At 56.7% G+C, this 25,871-nt stretch carries 18 protein-coding genes and 1 tRNA gene; 6 read left to right on the forward strand and 13 right to left on the reverse strand.

Features of this window, described 5'->3' with window-relative positions; translation table 11 throughout:
• Positions 1–5: 5 nt before the first annotated feature.
• On the reverse strand, positions 6–725 hold the full coding sequence (locus FHK95_RS15100; RefSeq protein WP_150305464.1) for an SOS response-associated peptidase family protein: 720 nt from the start codon (positions 723–725) through the stop codon (positions 6–8).
• Between the two features lie 135 nt (positions 726–860).
• Between FHK95_RS15100 and FHK95_RS15105 the strand changes: the two genes are divergently transcribed.
• Both FHK95_RS15105 and fhuF read left to right on the forward strand, forming a co-directional pair.
• Positions 861–1,754, forward strand: a complete 894-nt coding sequence (locus FHK95_RS15105; RefSeq protein ID WP_150305465.1) for a cation transporter — start codon at positions 861–863, stop codon at positions 1,752–1,754.
• A 132-nt stretch (positions 1,755–1,886) separates the two neighbouring features.
• On the forward strand, positions 1,887–2,618 hold the full coding sequence (fhuF, locus tag FHK95_RS15110; protein ID WP_150305466.1) for a siderophore-iron reductase FhuF: 732 nt from the start codon (positions 1,887–1,889) through the stop codon (positions 2,616–2,618).
• A gap of 87 nt (positions 2,619–2,705) precedes the next feature.
• On the opposite strand, the gene FHK95_RS15115 is transcribed toward fhuF, so the two are convergent.
• Together FHK95_RS15115 and FHK95_RS15120 are read right to left on the reverse strand one after the other, a co-directional pair.
• Complete coding sequence (locus FHK95_RS15115) at positions 2,706–4,886, reverse strand: TonB-dependent siderophore receptor (RefSeq protein WP_235906798.1); 2,181 nt, start codon at positions 4,884–4,886, stop codon at positions 2,706–2,708.
• A 111-nt stretch (positions 4,887–4,997) separates the two neighbouring features.
• Positions 4,998–6,656 carry a multidrug ABC transporter permease/ATP-binding protein gene (locus tag FHK95_RS15120; RefSeq protein ID WP_150305467.1) on the reverse strand — a complete coding sequence of 553 codons (1,659 nt, stop codon included), beginning with the start codon at positions 6,654–6,656 and terminating at the stop codon, positions 4,998–5,000.
• Positions 6,657–6,755: 99 nt separating this feature from the next.
• On the opposite strand from FHK95_RS15120, the gene FHK95_RS15125 reads away from it, so the two are divergent.
• From FHK95_RS15125 to FHK95_RS15140, 4 genes are all read left to right on the forward strand, one after another.
• Positions 6,756–7,523 (forward strand): ATP-binding cassette domain-containing protein, encoded by a 768-nt coding sequence (locus FHK95_RS15125; protein ID WP_150305468.1) that lies wholly within the window; start codon positions 6,756–6,758, stop codon positions 7,521–7,523.
• Positions 7,524–7,581: 58 nt separating this feature from the next.
• A complete protein-coding gene (locus FHK95_RS15130) occupies positions 7,582–8,475 on the forward strand; it encodes an ABC transporter substrate-binding protein (protein ID WP_206668589.1) in 894 nt (297 codons plus the stop codon).
• Complete coding sequence (fhuB, locus tag FHK95_RS15135; protein WP_150305470.1) at positions 8,465–10,444, forward strand: Fe(3+)-hydroxamate ABC transporter permease FhuB; 1,980 nt, start codon at positions 8,465–8,467, stop codon at positions 10,442–10,444. The genes FHK95_RS15130 and fhuB overlap by 11 nt, the downstream gene beginning before the upstream one ends.
• Positions 10,445–10,561: 117 nt before the next feature.
• Positions 10,562–11,290, forward strand: a complete 729-nt coding sequence (locus FHK95_RS15140; RefSeq protein ID WP_150305471.1) for a cation diffusion facilitator family transporter — start codon at positions 10,562–10,564, stop codon at positions 11,288–11,290.
• A 382-nt stretch (positions 11,291–11,672) separates the two neighbouring features.
• On the opposite strand, the gene FHK95_RS15145 is transcribed toward FHK95_RS15140, so the two are convergent.
• The 10 genes from FHK95_RS15145 to FHK95_RS15185 form a co-directional block, all read right to left on the reverse strand.
• Positions 11,673–12,389, reverse strand: coding sequence for a M48 family metallopeptidase (locus tag FHK95_RS15145; RefSeq protein ID WP_150305472.1), 717 nt, complete (start codon positions 12,387–12,389; stop codon positions 11,673–11,675).
• On the reverse strand, positions 12,389–15,541 hold the full coding sequence (locus FHK95_RS15150) for a type I restriction endonuclease subunit R (RefSeq protein WP_150305473.1): 3,153 nt from the start codon (positions 15,539–15,541) through the stop codon (positions 12,389–12,391). Before FHK95_RS15150 ends, FHK95_RS15145 begins: the two co-directional genes overlap by 1 nt.
• Complete coding sequence (locus FHK95_RS15155; protein ID WP_150305474.1) at positions 15,541–17,529, reverse strand: DUF262 domain-containing protein; 1,989 nt, start codon at positions 17,527–17,529, stop codon at positions 15,541–15,543. Before FHK95_RS15155 ends, FHK95_RS15150 begins: the two co-directional genes overlap by 1 nt.
• The gene (locus FHK95_RS15160) at positions 17,522–18,931 is read right to left on the reverse strand and encodes a DUF262 domain-containing protein (RefSeq protein WP_150305475.1); all 1,410 of its coding nucleotides are present in this window, start codon (positions 18,929–18,931) and stop codon (positions 17,522–17,524) included. Before FHK95_RS15160 ends, FHK95_RS15155 begins: the two co-directional genes overlap by 8 nt.
• Positions 18,928–20,205: a restriction endonuclease subunit S gene (locus tag FHK95_RS15165; protein ID WP_150305476.1), complete on the reverse strand. Its 1,278-nt coding sequence runs from the start codon at positions 20,203–20,205 to the stop codon at positions 18,928–18,930. Before FHK95_RS15165 ends, FHK95_RS15160 begins: the two co-directional genes overlap by 4 nt.
• The gene (locus tag FHK95_RS15170) at positions 20,196–22,679 is read right to left on the reverse strand and encodes an HsdM family class I SAM-dependent methyltransferase (protein WP_150305477.1); all 2,484 of its coding nucleotides are present in this window, start codon (positions 22,677–22,679) and stop codon (positions 20,196–20,198) included. Before FHK95_RS15170 ends, FHK95_RS15165 begins: the two co-directional genes overlap by 10 nt.
• A gap of 1,008 nt (positions 22,680–23,687) precedes the next feature.
• Positions 23,688–23,777 (reverse strand) — tRNA-Ser (locus FHK95_RS15175).
• 269 nt (positions 23,778–24,046) lie between these two features.
• Entirely contained in the window at positions 24,047–24,217 is a 171-nt protein-coding gene (locus FHK95_RS20055; RefSeq protein ID WP_178114814.1) for a hypothetical protein, read from the reverse strand.
• Positions 24,218–24,358: 141 nt separating this feature from the next.
• The gene (gene purC, locus FHK95_RS15180) at positions 24,359–25,072 is read right to left on the reverse strand and encodes a phosphoribosylaminoimidazolesuccinocarboxamide synthase (RefSeq protein WP_150305478.1); all 714 of its coding nucleotides are present in this window, start codon (positions 25,070–25,072) and stop codon (positions 24,359–24,361) included.
• Positions 25,072–25,869 carry an MBL fold metallo-hydrolase gene (locus tag FHK95_RS15185; RefSeq protein ID WP_150305479.1) on the reverse strand — a complete coding sequence of 266 codons (798 nt, stop codon included), beginning with the start codon at positions 25,867–25,869 and terminating at the stop codon, positions 25,072–25,074. Before FHK95_RS15185 ends, purC begins: the two co-directional genes overlap by 1 nt.
• Positions 25,870–25,871 lie beyond the last annotated feature (2 nt).

Consider the following 25,871-nt stretch of genomic DNA (forward strand, 5'->3'; position numbering starts at 1 on the left):
CTGCATCAGAAAAGAGACAGAGACTCCTGCAATGCTTCATCCTCCGGCGGGAGCGGTGCAATCATCTCCGGCCCATCGTTCCTGACGCTGCCCACCGCTGTGGTTACTGGATACCATTCAAAGGCCTCGGTGGGCAGGGAATGGTAGCGCGCAAGGTCTACTGCATAATGGGCCGAGAGGGCTGGATCCAGCCATTCGCGCGCAACGTCGACCGGCAGCACCACCGGGCGACGGTCATGGATATCGACCATGCCCGCATCGGAATCGTCAGTGATGATGGCGAAGCCCCCTGCACTCTCCCCGTGCGGGAAGGCGGCGATCGATGCGAAAAACATCGGTTCGTCCGTTTTCAGTCTCAGGTAATACGGTTGTTTGCGCTTGGCGTTATCAGCATCGGCGAGCCATTCGAACCACCCATCAGCGGGGACGAGACTCCGCCCGCCACCCCAAATCGCTTTCCAGAACCGGCTGGTTGCCGCAGTTTCAAGCCGGGCGTTGATCGCCGGAGCGCGCTTGCCTTTAGCCCATGCAGGTGCGTAGCCCCACTTGACCTCAGTGCTGCGCAGCTCAAGACCGTCCTGATAAATCAAATGAACGAGGGTCCCGGGCGGAACGTTATAGCGCCCGATTGGCCGCTCACCGGGCATCGGCTCCTGGCTCTGCTCCCTGGCCAGATAGCGAAGGTAGAGTTGCAGCGCGCGGTGCTGCGCAATGCGTCCACACATGTGATTTCTCCGGCGTGATGCGCTCACTGAAGCATAGTTGAAGCAACGCCGCATCTTGCGCTCGACCGGCGTTCTTGGTCCTATTACGTCGAGGGATAGATTGATGGTGCTTGGAGCGGACCAACGGAGAGATGCATGACCAAGGTGACCGGGAGCTCATGTTGCTGCACTGCAGCAGCCGCTGACAAAACCCAATGTTCAGATAGCACCCAAGCGACGGGACGGTGGGCCAGTCGCTATGCTGTGCCAAAGATGGATTGTCCCTCGGAGGAAAGATTGATCCGGTTGGCCCTTGGCGGCATCGAGCAGATCCGAACCTTGTCCTTCGATCTCTCCAAGCGCCAGCTAACGGTTGTACACGACGGCAATGCCGAACCCATCACGGCAAAACTGGTGTCTTTGGGACTGGGTGCGTCGCTTAGCAACACACAGGCCGCCGACCCAGGGATGCTCCAGCTTGCTACCAACGCAGCCGCTGAGGCGCAGGAATCCAGCACGCTGCGGTGGCTGCTCGCAATAAACGCATTCATGTTCGTTGTGGAAATAACCGCTGGCTTGATCGCCCAATCAGCAGGTCTGATAGCCGATTCACTGGACATGTTTGCCGACGCCGCCGTCTATGGCCTTGCGCTGTATGCAGTAGGGCATGGTGTGAAGTCGCAGCTGCGAGCAGCGCACATCGCGGGCGTACTTCAACTGATTCTGGCGGTGGGCGTCATCGCCGAAGTCGGTCGGCGCTTCATTTTCGGTAGCGAGCCTGAGTCACTGACTATGATGACCATCGCTTTCATTGCGCTCATTGCCAATATCGGTTGCTTGCTGTTGATATCCAGGCACCGCGAAGGCGGCGCGCATATGAAAGCCAGCTGGATATTTTCGGCAAACGATGTCGTGATCAATCTCGGCGTCATCCTGGCGGGCGGCCTGGTCGCCTGGACCGGGTCCAGTTATCCGGATCTGGTGATCGGAGCAATAGTGGGCCTCATCGTCCTCAACGGTGCTCGCCGCATTCTGGCGTTAAAGGGTTAGAGGAGCGTGGTCTGCCGAACCTGACGGGGGTGGAGCGAGGTCGCGCCATCGAAGATATCAATTCCCATTTGCTAACAATTCTCAACCGTATTAAATTGGCCTCTCTTTTATTGTGCAGGAGCCTAGGTCAGCATGTTGAGCCGTCTCTATACCGGCCCGCTGGAGAGAATTGCCCCTATCAAGGTATCAGTACCCACTGACGGCGAAGCTCTGTGTGCAAGCGATCTGTTGAACGCGCAGAAGCTGACCGCATTACTGCGGCGATTCGGCTGCAGTTATCCCGAGGGTGATCGTCGCGCAATCGCCTCATTATGGTCAAAATGGCACTTCAGCAACGTTCTTGCACATGGGCTTGCAGCGAATCTCTTGCTGGAACGAGAGCTGCCCCTGGCGCTCGAGGAAACGCACATTGACCTCTCCGGTGAGGGTTATACCATCGGTTTACGCTTGGTAAATGAGGGCATTGCTCTGGGTGAGAGGAGTGCCCAGCACCGCTTCGAGCGCATCATCGATCATCACCTCGAGCCGCTTATCAGGGCGTTGAGCGACTGGTCAGGCGCGGCTCCGCGGGTGTTCTGGAGCAATGCGGGCAATTATTTCGAATATTTCGCCCAGGCGTTGCAGACCCATCCGCTGGCATTGGCGCACACCAACGCACCGGCGCTGGAGCTACTGGAGACGCGGGTCCTTGCCAACGGCAAGCGCAATCCTCTGTATAGGCCGATCCGCTACCAGACGACGGCCAATGGCCCGCAACGAGTTCGCCAGCTGTGCTGTCTGCGCTATCTGCTACCGGCTGTCGAGTACTGCGAAAACTGCCCGTTGACGTGTCCAAAGCGCGACAAAACATCCGTCGAACAGTAAGCCGCACAGCCTGATCCGTAGAAAGTAAAAAGGACCATACGCACTGCGTATGGTCCCTTTCAGGGTCCGGCTGCAACCGTTCTGGAATCAGTAGTTCCAACCCAGCGTAAGCATCGCGTGACGAGGCGCACCGTAGAAGACCTGGTCCCAATAGAGACTGTTCAGGTACTTCTCGTCGGTGATGTTGTTAACGTTTAGCGAGGCGCTCAGATTGTCACTTATGTCATAACTGGCCATCAGATCGACCAGCGCATAATCATCCTGGCGAGTCGTAACGCCCGCGCCCTGATCGCGGTAGATTGCCTCCTGCCAGCTGACCCGTGCGCCGACTTTCATGGCGTCGTGGAATGGCAAGCGGTAGGTGCTCATCGCCCGAACCATGTGGCGCGGGATAAAGGTACGAGCCCGTTCTCCCTCAGGGTCTTCGATATCGACGTAGGTGTAACCCAGGCTGGCTTGCAGGTTCGGCAGTAATTCGCCGGCCAGAGTCGCCTCGACCCCTTCGCTGGTAAGCCCCTTGGCACCCACATAAGCAATATCCACGCTCCCGGGGATGGTGCCACGTGCCTCGGCCACATTGTCCTGCTCGATGCGAAACACCGCCAGGCTTGCGTCAGCGCGCCCGGCGAATAACTCCGCCTTGATGCCTAGCTCATACTGCACGCCATCAATGGGCTCCAATCGGTCGCGGTTGATGTCCACTTCGGTCTGTGGCTGAAAGATTTCGGCGTAGCTGGCATACAGCGACGCCTGGTCATTCAGATCGAAAACGAGGCCGGCATAAGGCGTGAACACATCGGTGTAGGACGTGTCTTTCGATGTCCCATAGGTAACGCCATCGCCTTCGAAACGGCTGAGACGCCCGCCAACAATGCCGGTGAGCCGATCGGTCAAGGACATCCGAGCCGCGCTGTAAAGGCCAGTCTGCCTGTCAGTCCAGTCGCTGCCGTCCCGTCCAGCGGTAAAGTCAGCCAGCGGATATTGTTGGTTCCAGTTTTCCAGCGGTGGCAGCGGTGTCCCGATGCCCTGGCCATAATCCGAGCTATCTTCCAGGATGGAGCGAGACCATTGCAGGCCAGCCACCAGTTCGTGCTCCCGGCCAGCGAAGGCGAACGGCCCCTTGACGTGCAGATCGGCGATCAACTGTTCGACGTCAATTTCATACAGGCTCGGGTAGGCCATCAAACCCAACCCTGTCTCGCGATCAGGCGTGCCGTATTGATAGAACAGCGCCGAATCGGAGGTAACATCGACATAATTCAGTGCTGCCTTGCCTTCCCATCCGTTGGCAAACAGATGAGACAGCTCGACGAAGGTGCGACTCTCGGTGTTATCCCAGTACGCCCAGTCAGCAGAGGTGCTGGTCGAAACGTCATAGTCCGTTGCGCTACCGTCGGTGTAGTACATCGGCAAGGCGCCCCAGAGAGGGCGATCGGTGTTGACCTGTTGCCAGCTGTGACCCGCGGTGAGCATGGTTCGATCAGTCATGTCGAGCTCAACCACGCCGTAAACCGTGTGACTCTCGCGCTGCAGTCCATCCAGGTAGGAGTCGGCATCTTTTGCCGCGGCAACCAGGCGACCCCGGACCCTGTCCGAGGAGCCGATCGGACCTGACACATCAGCCTCCAACCGGCGTTGATCCCAGGAACCCAGGGTGCCCGAGAGTGACGCCTGAAACTCCCTGGTGGGCCGCTTGCGAATGAAATTGACGGTTGCCGAGGGGTTGCCCGTACCTGAAAGCAAACCATTGGCCCCTCGCAATACCTCGATGCGATCGTAAATGACCGTGTCGATGTCGCCCTGCAGGTTCTTGTACATCATCGGCGCGCCCAGTCCATCGAACTGGAAGTTGGTGATATCAAAACCACGCGCGGTGAAATAGGTACGCTCGGTCTCGACCCGCTCCACGCTGATACCGGGCGTGCTATCCAGCGCATCGAGTGCGCTCGTGAGATTGAAATCTTCGAGCTGGGCACGGGTGACGACTGATATGGACTGCGGTGTTTCTCGGGGCGTGAGGCTGAAACGCATCGCCGTGCTGGCGCGCTCCGTCTGATAACTGTCAGCAGTCTTCGAATCACTCGCCGAAGCGTCGCCTTCGACAATAATGTCTCCCAGATCGACCGCAGCGCTCTCATCGGAGCTCGACTGAGCAAGTGCAGCCGGTGCCAGCAGACACAGGCTGCCCACAGTCGTCAATCGACAGGCGTAGCGGATGGCGGAAGTTAACAGGCTTAAATCCGGAACAAAACAGGACTGATATTTCACGGTCTCTCCAGAATACCGAAGCAACGAATGTCCGGAGCAACCGCGCCCGAACCCTGGATGCGGATGGTATTACTTCTCGTTTAGATTATCAATTCTGAATTGCGGCTGCGCTCAGCTCACCTGTGCTTTAGCTACCGCATCCCTGCTCGCCAGTGTCCGCTGCTCCCCTGTCAGCTCGGTCAGGCGCCCCTGGCGCATTTCCAACAAGCGATCAGCGTGCGGGAAGTAGGAATCGTCGTGACTGATGGCAAATACGGTCTTGCCCATGTCTCTGAGGTGCGGCAACAACACGCGATAGAACTCCCTTCGAAACTGTGGGTCCTGATCTGCAGCCCATTCGTCCAGCAGCAGAATATCGCGCTGCTCAACCAGAGCGACCAATAGCGCTAAACGTTTGCGCTGACCTTGAGACAGACGGATGTCACTGATGCGGCCATTTGCAATCTGCAGCTTGTCGTCCAGCCCGAGGCGCGATGTCCATGTTTCCAGCAGTTGGGAGTCCGCTTCGCTGCCGCCTGCACCGATCAACAGGTCAAACAGGTGGAAATCGGTAAAAACGCTGGAAAACCGCGCCTGCAGGCCCGGCAAGTCCTGCTCATCAAGTGTCTTGCCATCAACCAGAATCTGCCCACTCATAGGGCGGTAGAGTCCGGATATCAGCCGAGCCAAGGTGGATTTGCCGCTGCCATTGGCGCCGATGAGAAATACCTGTTCGCCGCGCTGAAGCTTGAGATCGAACGGCCCGACGACGAAGCCCGGTGCATCACCCTGGGCGGTGTGCTGGTAGCTGACACCTCGCCATTCAATGCACTGCCAGTCGGTCAGCTTATCTACCACCTCGAAGCCTTCCCGATGGGGGGCCAGGGCGAGCTTGTCCAGTTTGTCGAAAGCAACCTGCGCGCTGACCAGTGTCGGCCAGGCGCCTACTGCCTGAATCAGGGGTGTGCGCAGAAATAACAACGTCAGCGAGAAGGTCGTGGCAACTGCGGCGGACGCCCAACCCAGAGCGTTCGACAGAAAGAAGGTCACGCCGATGGCCCCGAGCATCATGATGTTGGCCCAGTTATTGGCACTCAAATGGTAGGTATCAGCTCGGACGATATGGTGTCGGTAGGCCTCGGCGTCGGCCGAATAGGTTTCTTCAAAAAGCCGTTTCGCACGGTCGCGGTTCAGCCTGAGCTCCTTGCGCCCTTCAAGTATCGATTCGAAATCGCGCTGGAGGCGATCCTCTGCTTCACGCAGCTGGTTGAAGTGAGAATACACCCGGGAAACCAACAGCCAGCCTACCCCCATCACCCCGGCCAACCAAATCAGGATTACCCCGAGAAGCGGCAAAGACAGCCACGCAAGATAAGCCAGGGCGGCAAGCGACAGAACCACGCCCTGAACCAGTTCCGGCAGGCGCACGAAAGCGATGGTGATATTGCGTACATCGCTGGAGAGGCTGGCTAATAGGTCGGCACTTCCGAGCTCTTCGATTCGCTCCAGATCAGTATCGAGTATTCGTTTGATCAACTGCCCGCGGAGCGCAAATACGAAGAAGTGCCCCAGGCGAGTCAGGCACAACTGAGCCGCAAGCGTCAGCGCCAGCAGTGCCGCCAACCACCCGAGGAACGCCGGCAACGCAGACAGCGAGGCGCCTGGAGTCATGAGCCTGGCATTTATGAACGCGATCACTCCGACGCCCAATAAGGCGCTAGCGATACTCAGAAGAAGCACCCAGATAAAGGGCAGGCGGTAGTGACGAAATACCAGGCGAAGCAATTCCATTCAATTTCCGAAGTCAGAGGCCGATAAAACTTATTGATAAAGCTTATCATTGCGTTTACCTTTATGCACCTTCGCAGCCGCCAGAAAAGGGGTGTTTACATGTTTGAGCTCAAGGGCGCGACCTTCGCGGTCAACGGCAAAACATTGTTGCAGCCCACCCATTTACACTTCGAAGAAGGCAAGGTCCACGGACTCATTGGTCACAACGGCTCCGGCAAATCGACCCTGCTCAAGCTGCTTGCAAGACAACAGCACGCCAGCGGCGGCGACGTATTATTCGATGGCAGACCCGTTACGCGCTGGGGCGACCGTGAATACGCACGCCAGGTGGCGTATCTGCCCCAGCATCTGCCGATCACGGACAATCTCACCGGCGCCGAACTCGTGGGTTTTGGACGCTATCCCTGGCATGGGCTGCTGGGTCGGCAGACCGCCGAGGACCGTAGCGAGATCGAACGGGCCATAGCGCTCACCGACACCCAGACACTGGCCGCCAGGCTGGTGGATTCGCTGTCCGGCGGTGAGCGCCAGCGTGTGTGGCTGGCCATGCTGCTGGCACAAAAAAGCCGATTCCTATTGCTCGACGAGCCACTGGCGGCATTGGATATTGCGCATCAAGTCGAGGTATTGAAGCTGATTCGCCGTCTGTGCCACGACCTTGGGCTGGGCGTAATCATCGTACTGCACGATATCAATATGGCCGCGCGATATTGCGACCGGCTGATTGCACTGCACGGCGGGCGCGTGCTGGAACAGGGATCACCCATCGACATGATGGACAGCGACACGCTTGAGGCGATCTACGGTTTGCCGATGCAGGTCATGCGACCAAACGGCAGTCCGCACCCGATCGCGGTGGTTCAGTGACGCTGCCGCAATCCGCAGCCTGACCGCCCGATTGCCCCCTGTAATGACGGAGCCCTCTTTGTTATTCAAGTACCTGTCAGCGCCCCTGACGACCGCTGTTCTTGGTCTGTCACTTATCCTGGTGGCAGTTCCGGTCCGAGCAGAGCCCTCATCCGCCCCCGCGCCGCGCATAGCTACCCTGGACTGGACCATTGCCGAGACGCTGATGGGTCTGGGGATCGCGCCACAAGCGGTCGCCCAGATCGCCGCGTATCATGAATGGGTAGGCCAGCCCGAACTGCCAGTCAAAGTCATTGATCTGGGATTGCGCACCCAACCCAACCTCGAACTGCTGGCGGAGCTGCAGCCCGACGTCATCCTGATTTCGCCCATGTTCAGCAATATCGCGCCGCGGCTGTCCCGGATCGCTGAGGTAGAAACGCTGGAGTTGTATACCCCCGGCAGCAACACCTGGCAGCAGATGATCCAGCTCACGCTGGATACCGCAACGCTGGCAGGCAACCCGCAGGCCGGGCAGCACCTGGTTGAAAGGACTGAAGCGGCCATGGTCGGCTGTCGCGAGCAATTACCGTCAGAAACAGAGCCACTGCTGATCATCCAGTTCATGGACGCACGGCATGTGCGTGTGTTCGGCGAAAACGGGCTTTATCACGCGGTGCTCGATCAACTTGGGCTGGACAATGCCTGGACCGGCGAGACCAACAGCTGGGGCTTCTCGCTGGTGGGCCTGGAAGACTTATTGGGTATCGATGGGCAACTGGTGGTGGTGGAGCCCTCGCCGCTCGGCGTGGAGAAAACGCTTGCCGATAACGGGTTATGGCAGGCGCTGCCTGACGTGCGCGATGACAGCGTGCTCAGCCTGCCGCCGGTCTGGAGCTTTGGCGCCCTCCCCTCGGCCCTGCGTTTCGCTGACGCGCTGACATCCGCCCTGGCCGCCAAGCATGACCGCTAGGACGCTACCCTCCCCATTTCCCTTGGCCTTGTGTCTGCTGTTGGGCGCGGTAGTAGTCAGCCTGGCCTGGACTGCGTTGCCCGTGGAACGCGGCCTGCTGTTCAACCTCCAAACGCTTTTTAGTCCTGTTATCTCCAGTCCGGATGTCGCGGTGCTGTATTACAGCTGGTGGCCACGCTTGAGCATTTCCCTGCTCGCTGGCGCCGGTCTCGGGCTTGCGGGCGTGTTGATGCAACAAGTATTACGCAACCCGCTGGCCGCCCCCACCACGCTGGGCGTTGCCAGCGGAGCCAACCTGGCGCTCATTGCCGCGACGCTATTCGCGCCTGCGCTGCTGGTTTCCGGCCGCGAATGGGTAGCACTTGCCGGTGGTGCATTAACGATGGGCCTGGTGTTTATGCTGGCCTGGAGCCGGGGCCTGGCACCCATGGTGGTGGTGCTTGCCGGTCTGGTGGTCAACCTGTTCGCCGGTGCGCTGGCGATGACGCTGCTGCTGTTCAATCAGGAAACGCTCAAGGGCGTACTGATCTGGGGAGCAGGCTCACTGACCCAGAGCGGCTGGAGCGATGTTGCCTATCTCTGGCCCCGGCTGGCCATCAGTGCGGCACTGGCCTGGTTGCTGCTCCGGCCGCTGGCGGTGATGGATCTGGACGAAAGCAACGCCCGCAGCCTCGGCGTATCAGTCAGACAGCTGCGCCTGGCGGGCTTGGGCCTCGCCGTGTTTCTCACAGGATGCGTCGTCAGCGTAGTCGGCATCATTGGCTTTATCGGCCTGGCCGCACCCAATATTGCGCGCATGGCTGGAGCTCGGCGACTGGGACCGCGCATGTTCTGGTCCGTCATACTGGGGGCGTTGCTCCTGACGACCACAGATCTGATGCTGCAGCAATTTGCCAGCAGCCCTTCTACCCTGCTGCCAACTGGCGCCATGACGGCAGCATTGGGCGCACCGCTGCTGCTCTGGCTGATTCCACGGCTCAAGCTGAGCGGCAATTCACCTGGCGTACCGGCACAAGGGCTCGTGCATCGACACGCCAGACCCGGCCGCCTGGCGAGAACGCTTTCTATAATGTTGCTTGCGGCAGCGGTGCTCGCCATCTTCATCGGTCAGACCTCACAGGGTTGGCACTGGACGGCGCAATGGAGCGTTCTGGAGTGGCGTCTGCCTCGGCTTCTGGCCGCTGCGGGAAGCGGAATATTGCTTGCCATAGCAGGCACCATTATCCAGCGGATTTCGGGCAACCCGATGGCCAGCCCCGAGCTGCTTGGTATTAGTGGAGGCAGCGCGATCGCACTTATGGCGGTGATCTTCCTGCTACCTGCGCCCGGCAACCTGGCACTGGTTTCCGCCGGAACACTTGGTGCTCTGGGCGCGCTGGGTGTATTGGTTCTGCTCAACCGACGCAGCGGATATGTGCCTGAACGTTTGTTGCTGACTGGCGTGGCAATCACTGCCCTGTTCGATGCCGTCCGCAGCGTTGTGCTCAGTGGCGGTGACCCCAGGGGACAGCAGGTGATCGCCTGGCTTTCTGGCTCCACCTACTACGTCGACTTGCAAGGCGGGCTGCTGATCGCGGTCCTGGCGGTGGTCATGGCAGTCGCTACCCGTCCTTTGGCCCGTTGGCTGGACATTCTTCCATTGGGACCGGCGACAGCAAGTTCGCTGGGCATCGGCCTCAACCGGTCTCGCCTGTTTCTCCTCATGCTGATCGCTGTGCTGACCGCGTGCGCGACATTGGTGATAGGCCCCCTCTCCTTCGTCGGCCTGCTGGCACCGCATCTGGCGCGCCTCCTCGGATTCGGCAGAGCCCGTGAGCACCTGTTCGGCGCTGCATTGATAGGTGCGCTTTTGATGATTCTCGCCGACTGGGTGGGACGGCAGGCACTCTTCCCTCAGGAAATTCCAGCAGGGCTGGTCGCTTCGCTGATCGGCGGAAGCTATTTCATGTGGAGCATGAGGAGGCGCTAGGCGGGTCCCAAAAGGTATATGGCGACCGGCGTTTCGATGGTACAGATTCAAATTTGACCTTGTAGTAGCTATAACCCTTAAGGTATTGCCATATCGCGGGTTTTGCGAGGATCGACCATGGACAGCTGCTGTGAAAACAAGTCCGGCGAACTGGCACAGCTAAGGGCCAGCCAGAGCCGGGTTCTTTATGTTGTACTTGCCATCAATGCGGTGATGTTTTTTGTGGAATTCACCGCAGGCTGGATCGCCAGCTCAACCGCGTTGCTGGCTGATTCACTTGATATGTTTGGCGATGCGTCCGTGTATGCCTTGACACTCTTTGTTCTGGACAGAAGCCGCCGAGCCCGTGCCGGCGCTCCACTGTTCAAGGGCGGATTCATGCTTTTGTTCGGTGTCGTTGTCATTGCCGATGCAGTTCGCAAGCTAGTGATTCAGGAGGTGCCAGCTGCGGACTGGATGGGCATTGTTGGCAGCATCGCCCTGCTGGCAAACGGGATCTGTTTCGCGATGCTCTATCGCCACCGGGCCGACGATCTCAACATGCGTTCGACCTGGTTGTGTTCCAGAAACGATCTTGTCGCCAATAGCAGCGTCATCCTTGCCGCCGGGCTGGTTGCCGTCACCGACACCCTGTGGCCCGATATCCTTGTGGGCCTTGCCATTGCTGCCCTTTTCCTGCACTCCGCCTGGCAAGTCATCCGTGAGGGCATTGTGGAATGGCATGCCGGTGATTCCGAACCTGCTGTGGCCACGGCCAGCGATGATGGCGCGACCGGTGAAGATAGTTGCTGCTCATCATCGCAGAGCACATGTGCCAGTGAACGGGGAGTACCTCCCCGACGATGACTTGTAACAATGTGGCTCGCCGGTTAACCATCCTGCACCCACGACTACCACGAAAGATTTCAATCGGCTTTCGTTAGATTGCCCAGCTTACAAAGCACCGAAGGGAATCTCATGTCCAACGAGTTTTTCGTTCAAAGCTATCGGGGCTCTCTGTGGCATCGCTGGGATCCGCATATATACCCCATGCACGCACTGTACGACCAATACACAGGGCTAGATACCAGGCATGCGTTTCTAAGCGCCATCGAAACTTCAAGCTAAATGCTACGGGGCCATTCGCAATTGACACCCTGGAGATCGTTTTCCGTCCGCGCTGACAGTTTGGCCACTATTACGCCAGAAAGCTCAGTGAATACAGGGGTCGTCTCTTCTATCCAAAATATCACTCTCTCCAAACCTCAGCCGAAAGCGGCAGTTCATTCAACTCAGCACGTGCCTCACGCCATGTTGGGAAATGCTCCGTGAGGATAGAGACGAAGCGCTCGTTATGAGTTGGCTCAAGCAGGTGAACCATCTCGTGAACGATTACGTACTCTAGGAGGTCTTTGGGCTTCTTAACCAACTCAGTGTTCAGGCGAATGTTTCCGGCTTTGTGGTTACAGCTACCCCACCTGGTCTTCATCCGCTGCAGGTAATAGCCAGCCACCTCGACCTTAAGTTTGCGTTCCCACTTCTTGATCAGCGCAGGCACCACGGCATGCAGCTGCTGCTTGTGCCATTCATGCAATACCTCTGCGCGCTTTAGTGCATCACTACCGGGGCGCACCGTTAAGGTGATGCGTTTGTGATCGAGCATTACCGTAGGCTTAACATCTTGGTAATTCACCACCATCAGGTAGCGTCGCCCCCAGATGTAGTGGCTTTCTCTTTCCACAAACTGGCGCGGTGCCTCCCGGGCCTGCGCGTCCAATTTACTCTGCTGATCACGAATCCAGCCCAGTTTTGAAATCGCGTAAGCCCGTGCAACCTCAAGCCGTGTGCCTGTTGGAGCAACTAGCGTCACTCGACCCTCAGGCGGATGCACACTCAGGTGGACATTCTTGATGTCCTTGCGGGTCACCAAGATAGAAATTTCGCCCAGCTCAATAATCTCGTTCATCAGTAGCCCGGTTGGTTCTTAATGATCTCGAATATCGCTTGGGTCGCTACCCGGTCACGGCCCATTAGGGGGTACAAAGCATTAAGAACCTGCGCCTCCCGTGCGGTGTCCCCTCGCCAGGATGCAGGCGCAGAGCCACGCATCGCCAGATCAAGATCCAGGGCCAGCCTCACCTTCTCACCCTCGTCTTGCGGGCACTGAAAAGTGCTCGTAGCAATGCTATCGAGGTTATTGAACAACACGACGGCCTCACGATGACCGTTAAGTGCCGCAGGCGACCCACCTGTGCCTTTCTGCGCCATCTGTCGAACCAGCGCCTCAGCCTTACGCAGGAACTCCTCATAAGCAGCAGCATCATTACGGCTCTGCTTGATCAGATCCTCCAGCAAGAGCGACATCCCCTCGTAGAACCTTGGGTCAGTCAACTGTTCGCGGATGATGGTCTTGCGCACGTTATTGATAATGCCTTCGGCAATTGCATCCTTGGAGAGCTTGCCCTTGGCGTTGAGTTTCTTGGCGATGGCATCGTGAACGCCCGTCTGGATGATCAGCTCAACTAGCGAGAAGTTATCGACTGTACTCAAAGGGTCAGCGGGGTCCGCCTGAATATAAGTATTGAGCAGGTGCCGCATGTCCGCCTCGAACGGCTTAATGTCCAGCTCTTCACCCGCGTGTTTTTTGATTGCCTCACGCAAGTCGGCATAAAACTGCACTTCAGTTTGCAGCCTGCCCGCTTCAGCCACCGAGTAACCCGCCTCGGTCAGATGCTGCGCCAAATCAGCAAACGCACGCACGAATGAAGCCACGGCTTTGTAGAAGGAAATCCGCAGCGCTTCAGTCTCGTCCAGGCCATTGGCATCAGCAGCCAGGCCACAGAAGTAATGGATAAACTGCTCAACTTCGCGCGGCGGTGCCACTGGCGCACAGAGATAACTCAGTGCCTCACGGGCTGCATCCAGTTGCTTCTTGCCCTCAACCAGCCAGTTCTTCAGCTCCACGTTATTGCTGCCACCGCCGCCTGTGTCGATATCCAACTCGTCAGAGGTGTACACCGAAATAGCATCCTGTACGTCGCCGAATAGCTCTTTGAAGTCGACGATATAACCGAAGTCTTTGTCATCACCATCAAGTCGGTTGGTGCGGCAAATGGCCTGGAACAGGTTGTGATCACGCAGCTCGTTATCTAGGTAGATGTACGAGCAACTGGGCGCGTCGAAACCTGTTAGCAGCTTGCTCACCACAATGAGCAGCTTCAGGTTGGCAGGTTCCTCGATAAAGCGACGCTTGATCTCTTCCTCGTAAGCCGTAGTGGTCTGGCCTTGCTTCAGCACGTACTGCGTGTAGGTATCGAATTTGTAGCGCTCGTCACTCTGCGCCGGCTCACGGGAGATGGCGTTATGGTTCGGCTCATACGAAGTCACGATGCCGCAGTAAGGGCCGAACGAGGTGGTTTGAAACGAACGGAAGTAATGGCAGGCATCGTAGATGCTCGCCGCCACCAGAATGGCCGTACCTCGGTCATTGTTCAGCCGTGGTTTCAGACTGAAGTCCTCGATGATGCTGGCGATGATGCGCTGCTTGCGCTCGCCAGCACTCATCAATGATTCCATCGTGGCCCAGCGCTTACGCAGGATCGACTTCTGGTAGTTGTTCAACCCCTTGGTTTTCTGCTCAAACCAAGCGTCGATAGCCCTTTGCGACGTCAAACGCTGTGGCACATCACGCGCCTCATACTTCAGGTCCAGTACCACCTTGTCCGCCACAGCCTCATGGAATTTATAGGTGTGGATATAGGTGCCGAATACATCGCGCGTGGTCTGTTTGTCTTTGCGCAGCAAGGGTGTACCGGTAAAGCCGATGAACAGAGCATTAGCCAGCCACTGCTTCATTTGCCGGTTCATGTCACCACCCTGGGTACGGTGGCATTCATCAACGAACACGTAAAAGCTCCCGCGCATGGGTGGCGGCGGCACGCTCAGATCAGGCTCAAATTTATGCAGCAACGCGCACAGCAAACGCGGCGTAGTAGCGGATAGCTTCTGCACGAGGTCAGCGCGAGACGTGATACGCGGCGAAGGTGAGTCATTGCCGATGACTCCAGCATTGCGCATCACCCCGGAGATTTGTTTATCCAGCTCATCGCGATCCGTGATCACCAGAATACGTGCATCCGGGTCATGCTCCAGCAACCACTTGGCGATCAACACCATCAGGATGCTCTTGCCGCTGCCCTGTGTGTGCCAGATCACCCCACCCTCTTTACGCCGTAAACGCTCTTGAGCGGCCTTCACGGCGGCGAATTGATGAGGACGTGGCACCTTCTTGATGCCCGCATCGAAGATGATGAAATTACGGATCAGGTCAAGCAGACGCGACTTCTCGAACATCTGCGCCAGCGGATCATCCAGCAAGTAACCAAATAGCGCTGTCTCCGGGCCCACTAGCGCTTGATAGTCAGCAGGCATCTCGCGTTGCGTATTTAACTCATCCGGCTTAGTTTTTAACGCAGCAGCTTTCCACTCTACAAAGAACTCGGAACGAGTGGTGGCAGTGCCATAGCGCAAACCCTGTGAGTCGCTGCCAGCAAAAACAAGCTGCACCGTACTGAAGAACCCCAGGTTGAAGATTTCCTCCTGGTTGGTGATCAGCTGGTTGATGCCATCGGCCACCTCCACCGAACTGCGCTTCAGTTCAATCACGCCAACGGCGATACCGTTCAGGTAAATCACCAAGTCAGGGCGCCGCTCATGGCCCCCGCGCAAAGTTACTTCTTCAGCGATGGCGAAGTTATTAGCGTGAGGGTTTTCCCAATCGACCAGATGCACCGTCTCGTGAGCCTGGCCAACGGCTACCTGAACCGGCACGCCGTAACGCAGCAGCTGATAGGTCCGCAGGTTGGCCTGATACAGCGTGATACCCGTGGCATCCGCTGCAGCCGTCAACCGTTGTAGCGCTGCCGATATGTGCGCATCGGAGTAGCCGCGCTGTTTCAGGCTGGCCTGCAGCAGCTCCGCTTCAATGTTGCGGTTTTGCCCACGCTTGCTCCACTCGCCCAAGTAGTCGTAGCCTAGGCAATCGGGCCGTGTGTTGTCCGTAAACAGGCCCACAACGCGGTTCTGCGTGCGGCGTTCGGAGCGAGGTTGTTGAGTCATCAGGTGCATCCTGCAGGGTTTACTCGGTCTCTGCTGGCGAGGCTCTTCAGCAGCACGTCCATCATTTGCTGGTAATGCGCGCTTATAGCATGGGCATCCCAAGGCTCAGTTTTTATCATCAGGTGCTGCTTAACGCTATCGAGGGTGTTCTTCTGATAGAACTCCCTTTTTTGCCCAGGCGTGAAGTTGCTCAGACGAGAGTTTTTCTCGTGACTTATCAGGCAAAGGTTACCGAACGAATTCAGATATTCCGGAGCAAGTTGATCAATTCCTTGCAGTGGATGCTGCGGGTAGTAATGCTCCACCGAACTGCGGAAAGTGAATTCATAGGATTTCACTGGTTCGCTCGCACCATGGTCAAGCCACAACAGGTAATCCAGAAAGTTGAACACCAGGTTGTTTTCGATATTGCCGAAGCTCAAGCGCGGCCTCAGCGTCTCGGCCGTTAATCCTTCGCGACGGGTCTGACAGACGCCCTTGTTCCCGTAGATCATCGCGAAGTATTCCAAGCCCGCCACGGGAGCAAGAAAGCGGTCAAAGACAAATGCCTTCGCGACTGACTCCATGTACCGCAGGTAGGCCTGAGCCTCAACCTGCTCGGCGTGAAACAGGTAATACAACGCCGCATTCAGCCAGTGCTTGTAAACCAGCGTTGGCGTGGACACATGAAACGCCGACAGCAGCATCAAGATGCGACGGTTAATGCCTTCGCTGCCGTCCTCTTCGCCGAAGGTATTTACATAGCTGCCGCGCCCCGCGCCACCAGCTTTGCCGCCGTCGTTCCACTTAAAGCGCTTAAGGCTCCAACCATCCGCGCCTTTGATGAACTCACGCTTGATTACGTAATGGTCAAACAGGTACTTGCAGCGCAGCAGGCTGAAGGTAAAACGCTTCACTGCCGCAACCGGGTCTGACTGCTTCAGGACATGGGTCTCAAAGGTATCCAGCAGTCGCTTGTCATCCAGAGGGATGTCCGCTTGCGTATCAGCCCTGAGCACATGCAGCAAAAAGTTGGGGAAGTTAATAACCGTATTAAACCGCTCAGGCGCTTCTTCACCGTTGTCGGTTTTTTCCGCACTAACCGGCGGCCTGGCAATGATGTCCGTGAGGGACAACTTAGCCCCCTCCTTGTAGGCCACCTCTGGCGAACGGTGCAGCGCAGCAGTTAGCTCATCAAAGTTCGCGGGCTCAAACCGGCCCCAATCCTGTTCACCAAAAATGCTGCTGCGCTGGCCGGGCGTAAAGCCCATCTGCACATAGCGCTCCATATTCGCGCAGGCTTCCCATACGGTGTGCAGGCAGTTCTGGCTTTGCTGGCAGCCCTGCAGCTTCTCCATCATCCGCGCCTTGAGCACCTCGTGCTTTTCTAGCTGCTCACCGCGGTTGTTCATGATTTCAAAGTAATGGTTCAGGTCCGTATCCGCCGGCACCTTCACCCGCATGATCTGCACATAGTTGAAGAGGTAGTCGGCAAACTGCTGCGCTGAAACGCCGTTCTCTTTGAGCTTCTGCGGCAAGACCTTCTGGATCAGCCGATAGCCATTGAGGATGCCGGTATTGATCTGCTTTTCAGCCAGCACCTCGGCAGGGTCATCCTTGAAGCGACCCTCGAATATGGCCGCAAAGGTTGCCCGCGAATGCTCACGGCTATCGAAGTGGATACTCAGGTTTGAATACCAGTCGAGGTCGGCGGCCTTTGTGTTCTTCAGATAGGACGTCAGCAACGACAGTGTTGTCAGCCGCTGCTGACCATCGATGGTCTCGAAGACCGGTGTTTTGCTGTCCGGTCGCTCATACACCACCAGGCTGCCAATGTAGTAATTGCGTGCAGGCTTATCTTGCTTAGGCAGGTAGTCGATCACGTCCTGAATCAGCTGGGTAATCTCACCCTCTTCCCAGGCGTAATTGCGCTGATACATCGGAATAACATACTCATCGTTACCATCGAGTAGCGCCTTGATAGAAAACTGCTTGGGCCGGTCACTCATAATATTTCATCGCCTTAAACAGCGCCTCGATTGCCCCAGTCTTGGTCGAACTGCTGCCAGTGAGTGATTTAAGCGGGTGATTGATAAAATCAGCCGGGCGCGTGGCATCTTTGATCAGCCTGAAAAAATTCTTCTTAAGCACGTGGTTATCCATGCTGGCCAGCTGCACCACCTGCATCTGCAGGCGCAGGCTGTAGGCCCAGATGAAAATCTTCTCGATGGCCCGCGACAGCTCCGCGTGGCCGAACTTGTCGATGTAATAGATCAACAGGCAATCGAACATCGCCCGCACATAGCAATCGCCGGTACGGGTTCTCGCCGGGTAAGAGTTAATGGTTTTCATAATTTCTTTCGCGAAACCATCCAAACCCTCAGCACCGACTAGCTCGTGGCCGTTCCAGGACTCAGCACTGATCCGCGCCACCTTGCTCTGGTAATGGCTAATCAGCTCAAAGAAGCGCCGACCATTGATAATGATCTGGTCCAGGTGGAAGGGAAAACCCATCTCCAGCGAGTCGATCTGGCGCTCGTATTGCCCGTTGTAGTGGTCGACAAAATGGTGGGCAATGCGCAGCTGTTCCACATAGGGATAGCTGGCCACCGTATCGATATTCACGCCCTTGAATAAGCCGCTGTCGTCCTTGCTGAAGTAACGTGCCGACGCCCCTTTCGACCAATTACGGATGCGATACAGGTACTGCGAGAACAGCGTCGCCAGCTCCTTGGTATTACTGCTTTCCCAGCGAGCCACCGTGGCTGCCTTCAATGGCTCGTCACTGGAGCTGAACTCACGCAGGTGGTAGGCCTTGAGCAGGTCATGCGGCTCCAGATCGCGGCCCCGCGCATTCTGCGAGTCGAAGAACTGGAAGGCCTCGGACACATCCGTCAGCGCTACCGCCACGACCTGGCACTTGTTCAGGAAGAAGTCGATATGCGCCTCGGTAAAGTCCGCACGGGAAACAATGCGGGCCACCTCAAAATAATTGCTGTGGATGTTTTTCTGCGAGATTTCGCTGCTAAAGCTGGGGTTGACCATTACCTGCTCAAGCTTGAGCAATCGCTCCTGCAGGTCTTTGCGTTCGAGCTTCTTTTCCTTGCTCCGCTGAATCAGTGCTCGGGCCGCCAGCAGCAGGCTGGTGGTGCGCTGCTGGCCATCGACGATGTTGTTTTTCTCGCCCTCCCGGTGAAACACGATGGTGCCTAGGCGGTAAGCGGACTTGTCCTTGTGGATGGCGATATCGGAGAACAACTGGTTGATGTGCTTGCCGGTCCATTTGTATGGGCGTTGGTACTGGGGGATTTCGAGCACCGGGTCCATGAGCAATTCATACACGCTAATGATCGTGCTGGAGAGTTCAGTGGCCTGCTGCGCTTGTTTTGCATCCCTGCCCAAGTCGGTCATACCAAGCGCGTCCTTCCGGTGAGCAGCTCTCGCATCATGCCTTGCTTAAGGGCACGGGTTTTGGTCAAGCGTTGTTCCAATGCGGCCAGTTCGGCGTCCATATCGGACAGCACTGTGGCGATGGCAGTTTGCTCTTCGATACGTGGAATTCGTATCGGTGCCTCCAGAAGCGCAGTGTTCTCGAAGTTAACCTGACTTTCTGCCATACCAGTTGTTCGCTGGTCCAAGTATGTCTGAGCGTCACGGGCGGAGATCGCAGTAGCCAACATCAATGGTACGACTTTATCTGGAAGGGGGCGAAGAGCGATCATCTTGCCGGAAGGGATGATTCGCGGTGGCACGTAATTCACCCAAGCGGCCACGCCCACCCTGTGGCGAGGTCCAGCTTTTGTGACGATAACATCCCCCTGTCTTAGTTCGATTTGAGGCTTGTTCCAAAACACTCTCGGCAGAGTCTTGTGCTTCGTCCAATCCCAGCCGTTCTCTTTGGTTGCAGCAGTAGTTTTCAAAACCCCCCACTCGGAATCGTCCTGAATATTTCGCTCCTCACAAGTGGGGCTTGGGCCGCAGAAAGAACCAAATATAACGTCTTGAACCTGCACTATTTCCCACTCACCCTGGAAGCCGGGGAGGCGGGTTTGGCCGGTGAGGAGTTGTTGCATGGCAGCCTGTTTGAGGTCGCGCTTCTTGGCGATAAGCCGCTCAAGCGCATCCAGCAGAGCATCCACATCACTCAACGCTGTCGCGATGGCACGCTGCTCGTAGATGGGCGGTACTGGGGCAACAACAAGACTCAGATTCGACTGACCTATATTGGCGCGAATCGCACCTTGCCCCATCGGGATAATCTGCGAGCGAATACACGGCGCACGAAGTGCATAGCCTGAGTAAACAGGGTCAAGATTTCCATCAGTCGGTCGGCCACGAATTACAAAACCACCAAAGACAACTCGCTCAGAGCCGAGATAGGTGGAGGCCAAGCCAACTTCCTCTTGCGTCTCAGAGGTTCGATTGAAGAGCACGTCACCAAGCTTGACTGCATAGGATATGGAAACAGATTCTGGCAGCGTCACCTGTCCCTGGATTTCAGGCCCGTGAATGTGCGAATACGTTATGGGTTCAAGCACATTGATAAAACGGACGCCTTGGCCGTAGGAGTCTTTATCTGCGTTCACTCCATTTCGGAAGGTGAAAAGCGCTCCAAACGGTCTCACCTCCCACTCCTCCGGAATAACCCCCACCTCCGTCTGTTTGTAGCCCTGCTTCACTGCCATACCGCCCCCATCTTTTTCAGATGTTCGTCCACCCGACGGGCAAGGGACGCGACTTCATCGACGAGCTGCGGCAATGGCGTGGCATAGCGCTCATTCAGCTCGCGAATACGCCCGGTCAGTGTTTGCGACACTCGATCCAGTTCGCCCTGCACGGCAATGGCCAGGGTGGCCAGCCACTTATCGTCCACCACCAGGGTTTTGATTTCAGCTTCGTTGAGCTGCGGGTATTTAGCGTGGATCTTGTCGTCGAGGTCTTCCTCGGACTTTTTCAGTTTGGCCTTTAGACTGCTTTGCTGGTCGAGCAAGCCGGCGTATTCGGCCAGAACCTTGAGTTCGTCCTCATAGTTCGGATCGTTATCAATCTCGCGTTGGCGGGCCTTGATGGCTTTGGCGGTAACCTTCTGTTTGTCGCCCTCGCCTTCGATCACCTCGCTCAGTGAGCCATCCTCACCGCTGTGCTCTTCAAGCAGTTCGTTCAGGCTTTGTTCGATGCTGGCCAACTCAGTTTCCAGCCCTTCAATGGCGTTACGCTCAGCGCTGAAGTAGCGGGCAACCAGCAGCTCAACCGGGATGAGATCGGATTTGAAGCGTCGCTTCCCTTGGTTGTAGTCATGTTTTTCAGGCCAGCTCAACTTACCGTTCTTGTCCTTCTTCTGGCGGATTTCACGCACTGCAGCACCGTCCTTCCAGCCGTCTGCGCTGATCAGGTAGCAGTCGTCTTGCATGGTCTCGGCCCAATAGTCCATCAGGTGCTGGTAGATGTCGTAATGGTCGAGCAAGGGTGCTTTGGCAAAGGCACTGAGCAGTTCTTCCGAGAGCTTGAAGATCAACTCCTTGGGATGACTGCTGGCCGCCTCCGCAGCAAAACCTTTCAGCTGCGGCGTGCTGCTGGCAAGCCACTGGTTGAACAGCGTATCAACACCCGCCTTAAAGGCTGTGAACTGCGGGTGGCCGAAGATTGCTGGCTTCACGTCGCGGCTGACCAGCTCGAAATAACCGGAATGGCTGGCGGGTTTGAACAAGGCCGCACGCAATGCAGGCATCACCTGCCAATAGCTGTCGAAGGCATCGATGTCGCGCTCGGGAATGCCGCCGCGCAAGTGACCGTCGATGTCCTGAATATCCTCCGGTTCGGTGCTATCGATATAACGCGGCAGGTTGAGGTTGAAGTCGTTCTTCGGATCGCTAATCTCGTCAAAGGCCACCACACGCGCATAACGCGGCACGTCGGCCATACGGCTATAAGCATCGATGATCTTGTGCACATCCTGATCACGCAGGCGGTTCTTCGGGCCATACTTAATGAAACCTTTGGCTGCATCGATCATAAAGATGCCTTTGCGCGCGCTGGCGTTTTCCTTGTCCAGCACCAGGATGCAGGCGGGAATACCTGTGCCATAAAACAGGTTCGCCGGCAAACCGATAATGGCTTTGAGGTAGCCTGAGCGCACCAACTGCTTACGGATCACCGCCTCGGCATTACCACGAAACAGCACGCCGTGGGGCAGAATGCAGGCGCCTTTGCCAGTGCTTTTCAGTGAACGGATGATATGCAGTAGAAAGGCATAATCACCCTGTTTGGCTGGTGGCTCACCCCAAGCAAAACGCTGGTAAGGATCATTGGCGGGCGTTAGGCCAACACTCCAGGTTTTAACCGAAAAAGGCGGATTGGCCACCACGTAGTCGTAGGTGCGTAGCTGCTCGCCATCCTTGAACTTGGGATTGGACAGCGTGTTGCCCTGCAGAATGTTGGCGGTCGGGAAGTCATGCAGGATCATATTCATGCGGGCGAGACCGGCGGTGGTCACGTCCATCTCCTGACCTTCCAGGGTTATGTGCTTACCGGCCTGGTCGGCGACTTTCAGTAACAGCGAACCAGAACCGCAGGTAGGGTCATAAACAGTAGTCGCAGCCACGGCATTGGCCGGACTGATGCCGATGACTTTAGCAATAATGCGGCTGACTTCGGACGGTGTGTAGAACTGCCCTTTGCTCTTGCCGCTTTCGGTGGCGAAGTGGCGCATCAGGTATTCGTAGGCGTCACCGAGAATATCGTCGTTGTCGGCACGGTTCTTCGAAAAATCCAGCTCAGGCTTCTCAAAAATCGCCACTAGATTGCTGAGCTTTTCCACCATGTCCTTCCCGTCGCCGAGCTTGCTCGGGTCGTTGAAGTCGGGGAAGTCACTGCGGGCAAGCCGGGCGTTGGCATCAATCAGCGGCTGGATGATCTGCGTGTTGATCTTGTCGCCGATATTGGGCTTGCCCTTGAGGGCGACCATATCCTTGAAACTGGCACCAAACGGGATGGTCACAGGCGGTGCAAAATCATCCGAGTTACCGTACTTGTCGGAGATGTACTTGATGAACAGCATGAACAGGACATAGTCCTTGTACTGGCTGGCATCCATCCCGCCACGCAGTTCGTTACAAGAGGCCCAGAGGGAGGAGTAAAGATCGGATTTCTTGATAGCCACGAACAATCCTTGCTGGTGTAAAAAATGATTACGCAGACACTGCGCTTGATCCTATCCCGTGCCTCGCTTTGGAACTGAGGTCCGCGGCGGCTGGGTACTAATGGCGAGCGGTACGTACCTGCGATTAGCGCTCGCACTTTATCCATTTCAGCTAGATTGGGCTATATGGTTTTTCATCTCCCCCGTATACGGTTTAGCATCAGGCCGTACTGACCAGTGAATTAGGGCCTGTGGACGAGGAGGAAGTGGCGCTTGACTTTTGTAGCTCTGATTGCGAGCCGTAGAGAGTCTAATCAGTAAAAGCCAACGAGCCTGATTGGAGCACTTCATATTGGTTTAATGGGAGCTATGGCCAATAGGTGCTCCTCTAGAAAAACGCTTTGGGCCGCTGAAGGTCCGTCCCAAATGTCAGCTCCCGGACCCAAAGCTGCCCTCATTGGTAAGCAATAATCAGCCATAACCGATCATTGAGTACTCTTCGCATTTAGTTGATTCACAGGGTCGCCAGTCATAGGCTGATATCCAGCTTCGTTCAACTAGATCTATAGGCGCAAATAACGTGGGTCTGATGTCAGGTTAGGTTCGGCGTCCGAAATTAATGCTAGCACGATCGGCAGCTCGGACGGGGATGACTGAGGACCTGAGGTGGAGCTTTGTTTATCAAATCCAGGGTCGTTTCAGAGAATTGAACAGTAATCGGTTTCTCATGAGTCTCTCGGGTTAGCCGTTGGAACAGGTGGTTGTAATTTGTCCCCAATGGCACCAGGGACTTCTTTAGCGCCTCAGACGACCGGGAAACTATTACCGATCTCAACAAGCAAGCCGATCCACTCCCTCATCGATGCAGAGGCCCTGTATCGGCAACTCTCGGCCAGTCCTCATTGATTAAGGGGATAACGTGTTTGGCCCAACCATTCTCGAGTACAGGCCTGATGGGGGAACAAGTGGGGGAATATCGAAGCGTATAAACAGCAAAGCCCCGCAAGGCGGGGCTTTGAGCAAGATATATGGCGGAGAGTCAGGGATTCGAACCCTGGGAACAGTTGCCTGTTCAACGGATTTCGAATCCGTCCCGTTCGACCACTCCGGCAACTCTCCAAGTCGGCGCGCATGATAGCAGTTATGCTGCCATTGGCGAAAGTCTCGTAGCCCAGCTATGCGCTTAATTTGCTGCAGTTTATGGTTACTGGCAGACGGGTTGAGGATGCGAGCAACTATTTGCGAGTTGCGAGTTAATGGCTTCGTCCCAGTTCACCTGCCAGGAGCAGCATCCCCTGTTGCGAGGATATTGATCAGCATTTGAACATGGATGGCGCGAAGAGAGTTGACCAGAGCCACGTCCCTTCGGCCGCAACAGCGATGGATTTCTACCCTTTGGCGGTCAGTAGCCGGGCCAGGTGGCAATTGATCTTGCCATCACAGCCGAGACACTCGGAACGGGCTGGGCATTCGGTTGGCAAAGTAGCTACTACAGGTTGATAGCAGAACTCGTGACCGGAGCAGAACAGCCATTTTATTGCGCTGATGAGGGTGTGCATGTTGACCTCCTGAGGTTGCCAGTCAGGTCAGATTAGATAACGTGGGGCGGTGATGCCTTGATCGTGGTCAAGTAATTATCCCCCTCTGCCCCGCCCTCTCCCGCGAGGGAAGAGGGCGCTATGGCCAGTCTGCAACAGGATTCAGGCCAGCGGGACACCCAGGCGTTGTGCGACTTCTTCATAGGCTTCGATGACGCCGCCAAGACCTTGGCGGAAACGGTCCTTGTCCATCTTCTTTCCGGTAGTCTTGTCCCACAGACGGCAACCGTCCGGGCTGAACTCGTCGCCCAACACGATCTCGCCCTTGAACACGCCGAACTCGAGCTTGAAGTCGACCAGCATCAAGCCGGCGTCATCGAACAACTGCTTGAGCACGTCATTCACTTTCAGCGTGAGCGCTTGCATGCGTTCAATCTGCGCGGCGGTGGCCCAGCCGAAGGTTACGACGTGTGAGACGTTGATAAAGGGGTCGCCTTTGGCGTCATCCTTCAGGAACAGCTCGAATGTCGGCGGCGCCAGTGCCTGACCTTCCTCGATGCCCAGACGCTTGACCAGACTGCCGGCGGCATAGTTACGCACCACGCACTCGACGGGGATCATGTCGAGCTTCTTCACCAGGCATTCGGTATCGGACACCAGGCTGTCGAACTGAGTCGGAATTCCGGCTGCCTCAAGCTTCTGCATAATGAAGGCGTTGAAGCGGTTGTTGACCATGCCCTTGCGGTCCAGCTGTTCGATCTTCTTGCCATCGAATGCCGAGGTATCGTTGCGAAACAGCAGGATCAGACGATCCGGGTCGTCGGTGGTGTATACCGACTTGGCCTTGCCACGATACAGCTCTGTACGTTTTTCCATTACTGGCTCCCGCTATCGGCAAATTGGTGATGGGATAATCCCGAAATATCCTGCCAGGGCAAGCCCTGTTTCTGTTCTGCCAGACATAGCTGGCCAGGCCATTCCTGCAACACCCGGGAGAGTTCACCCAGGGCAAGGTCGGGCCGATTGTTCTTTTCACTGATGTGCGCAATCGCGACATGTTTCAGCGCACTGGTATCGATTTCAGCCAGCAGCCCTGCGGCCTGCTGGTTACTCAGATGGCCGAGGCTGCCGCCGACCCGCGCTCGCAAACGGGGCGGATACGGCCCATTGGCCAACATCACTGGATCGTAGTTGGCCTCGAGAAACAGCGCATCCAGGCTGGCGTATTGCTCAACGATCCAGGGGGTGATGGTGCCGGTATCGGTCAGAATACCGAGTCGGTGCTGACCGCTATCAAAAATATATTGGCAGGGCTCCCGGGCATCGTGCGGCACGGCGACTGGCGTGATCTCCAGATCACCGATAACGAAACGCCTGCCCAACTGGACTCTCACGAACGGAAGCTCCGGGACTGCCATGGCATGGTGGGTGCCAGCGGTCATGAACACCGGAATGCCGTGACGCCTGGCCAGTCGCTCGACGCCTTGCACATGGTCGGAATGCTCGTGGGTGACCAGTACGGCGTCGAGCTGCTTTGGACTGATGCCAATGGCAGCCAAACGCTGTTCGGTGGTGCGCAGACTGAACCCGCAATCAACAAGCACGCGGGTGCGGCCGCATTCAACCAGCGTGGCGTTGCCGCGACTACCGCTACCCAGCGAACAGTACCGCATCA

It is taken from the genome of Pseudomonas saliphila (assembly GCF_008638345.1).
In the GTDB taxonomy this organism is placed as follows: Bacteria; Pseudomonadota; Gammaproteobacteria; order Pseudomonadales; family Pseudomonadaceae; genus Halopseudomonas; species Halopseudomonas saliphila.

Excerpts from the sequence above, each read along its gene's own strand:
- purC (WP_150305478.1), bottom strand. The coding sequence starts at position 25,072 with ATGGAAAAACGTACAGAGCTGTATCGTGGCAAGGCCAAGTCGGTATAC.
- FHK95_RS15150 (WP_150305473.1), bottom strand. The coding sequence starts at position 15,541 with ATGACTCAACAACCTCGCTCCGAACGCCGCACGCAGAACCGCGTTGTG.
- FHK95_RS15120 (WP_150305467.1), bottom strand. The coding sequence starts at position 6,656 with ATGGAATTGCTTCGCCTGGTATTTCGTCACTACCGCCTGCCCTTTATC.
- FHK95_RS15100 (WP_150305464.1), bottom strand. The coding sequence starts at position 725 with ATGTGTGGACGCATTGCGCAGCACCGCGCGCTGCAACTCTACCTTCGC.
- FHK95_RS15155 (WP_150305474.1), bottom strand. The coding sequence starts at position 17,529 with ATGAGTGACCGGCCCAAGCAGTTTTCTATCAAGGCGCTACTCGATGGT.
- fhuB (WP_150305470.1), top strand. The coding sequence starts at position 8,465 with ATGACCGCTAGGACGCTACCCTCCCCATTTCCCTTGGCCTTGTGTCTG.
- FHK95_RS20055 (WP_178114814.1), bottom strand. The coding sequence starts at position 24,217 with ATGCACACCCTCATCAGCGCAATAAAATGGCTGTTCTGCTCCGGTCAC.
- FHK95_RS15125 (WP_150305468.1), top strand. The coding sequence starts at position 6,756 with ATGTTTGAGCTCAAGGGCGCGACCTTCGCGGTCAACGGCAAAACATTG.
- FHK95_RS15185 (WP_150305479.1), bottom strand. The coding sequence starts at position 25,869 with ATGCGGTACTGTTCGCTGGGTAGCGGTAGTCGCGGCAACGCCACGCTG.
- FHK95_RS15160 (WP_150305475.1), bottom strand. The coding sequence starts at position 18,931 with ATGACCGACTTGGGCAGGGATGCAAAACAAGCGCAGCAGGCCACTGAA.
- FHK95_RS15140 (WP_150305471.1), top strand. The coding sequence starts at position 10,562 with ATGGACAGCTGCTGTGAAAACAAGTCCGGCGAACTGGCACAGCTAAGG.
- FHK95_RS15145 (WP_150305472.1), bottom strand. The coding sequence starts at position 12,389 with ATGAACGAGATTATTGAGCTGGGCGAAATTTCTATCTTGGTGACCCGC.
- FHK95_RS15165 (WP_150305476.1), bottom strand. The coding sequence starts at position 20,205 with ATGGCAGTGAAGCAGGGCTACAAACAGACGGAGGTGGGGGTTATTCCG.
- FHK95_RS15105 (WP_150305465.1), top strand. The coding sequence starts at position 861 with ATGACCAAGGTGACCGGGAGCTCATGTTGCTGCACTGCAGCAGCCGCT.
- fhuF (WP_150305466.1), top strand. The coding sequence starts at position 1,887 with ATGTTGAGCCGTCTCTATACCGGCCCGCTGGAGAGAATTGCCCCTATC.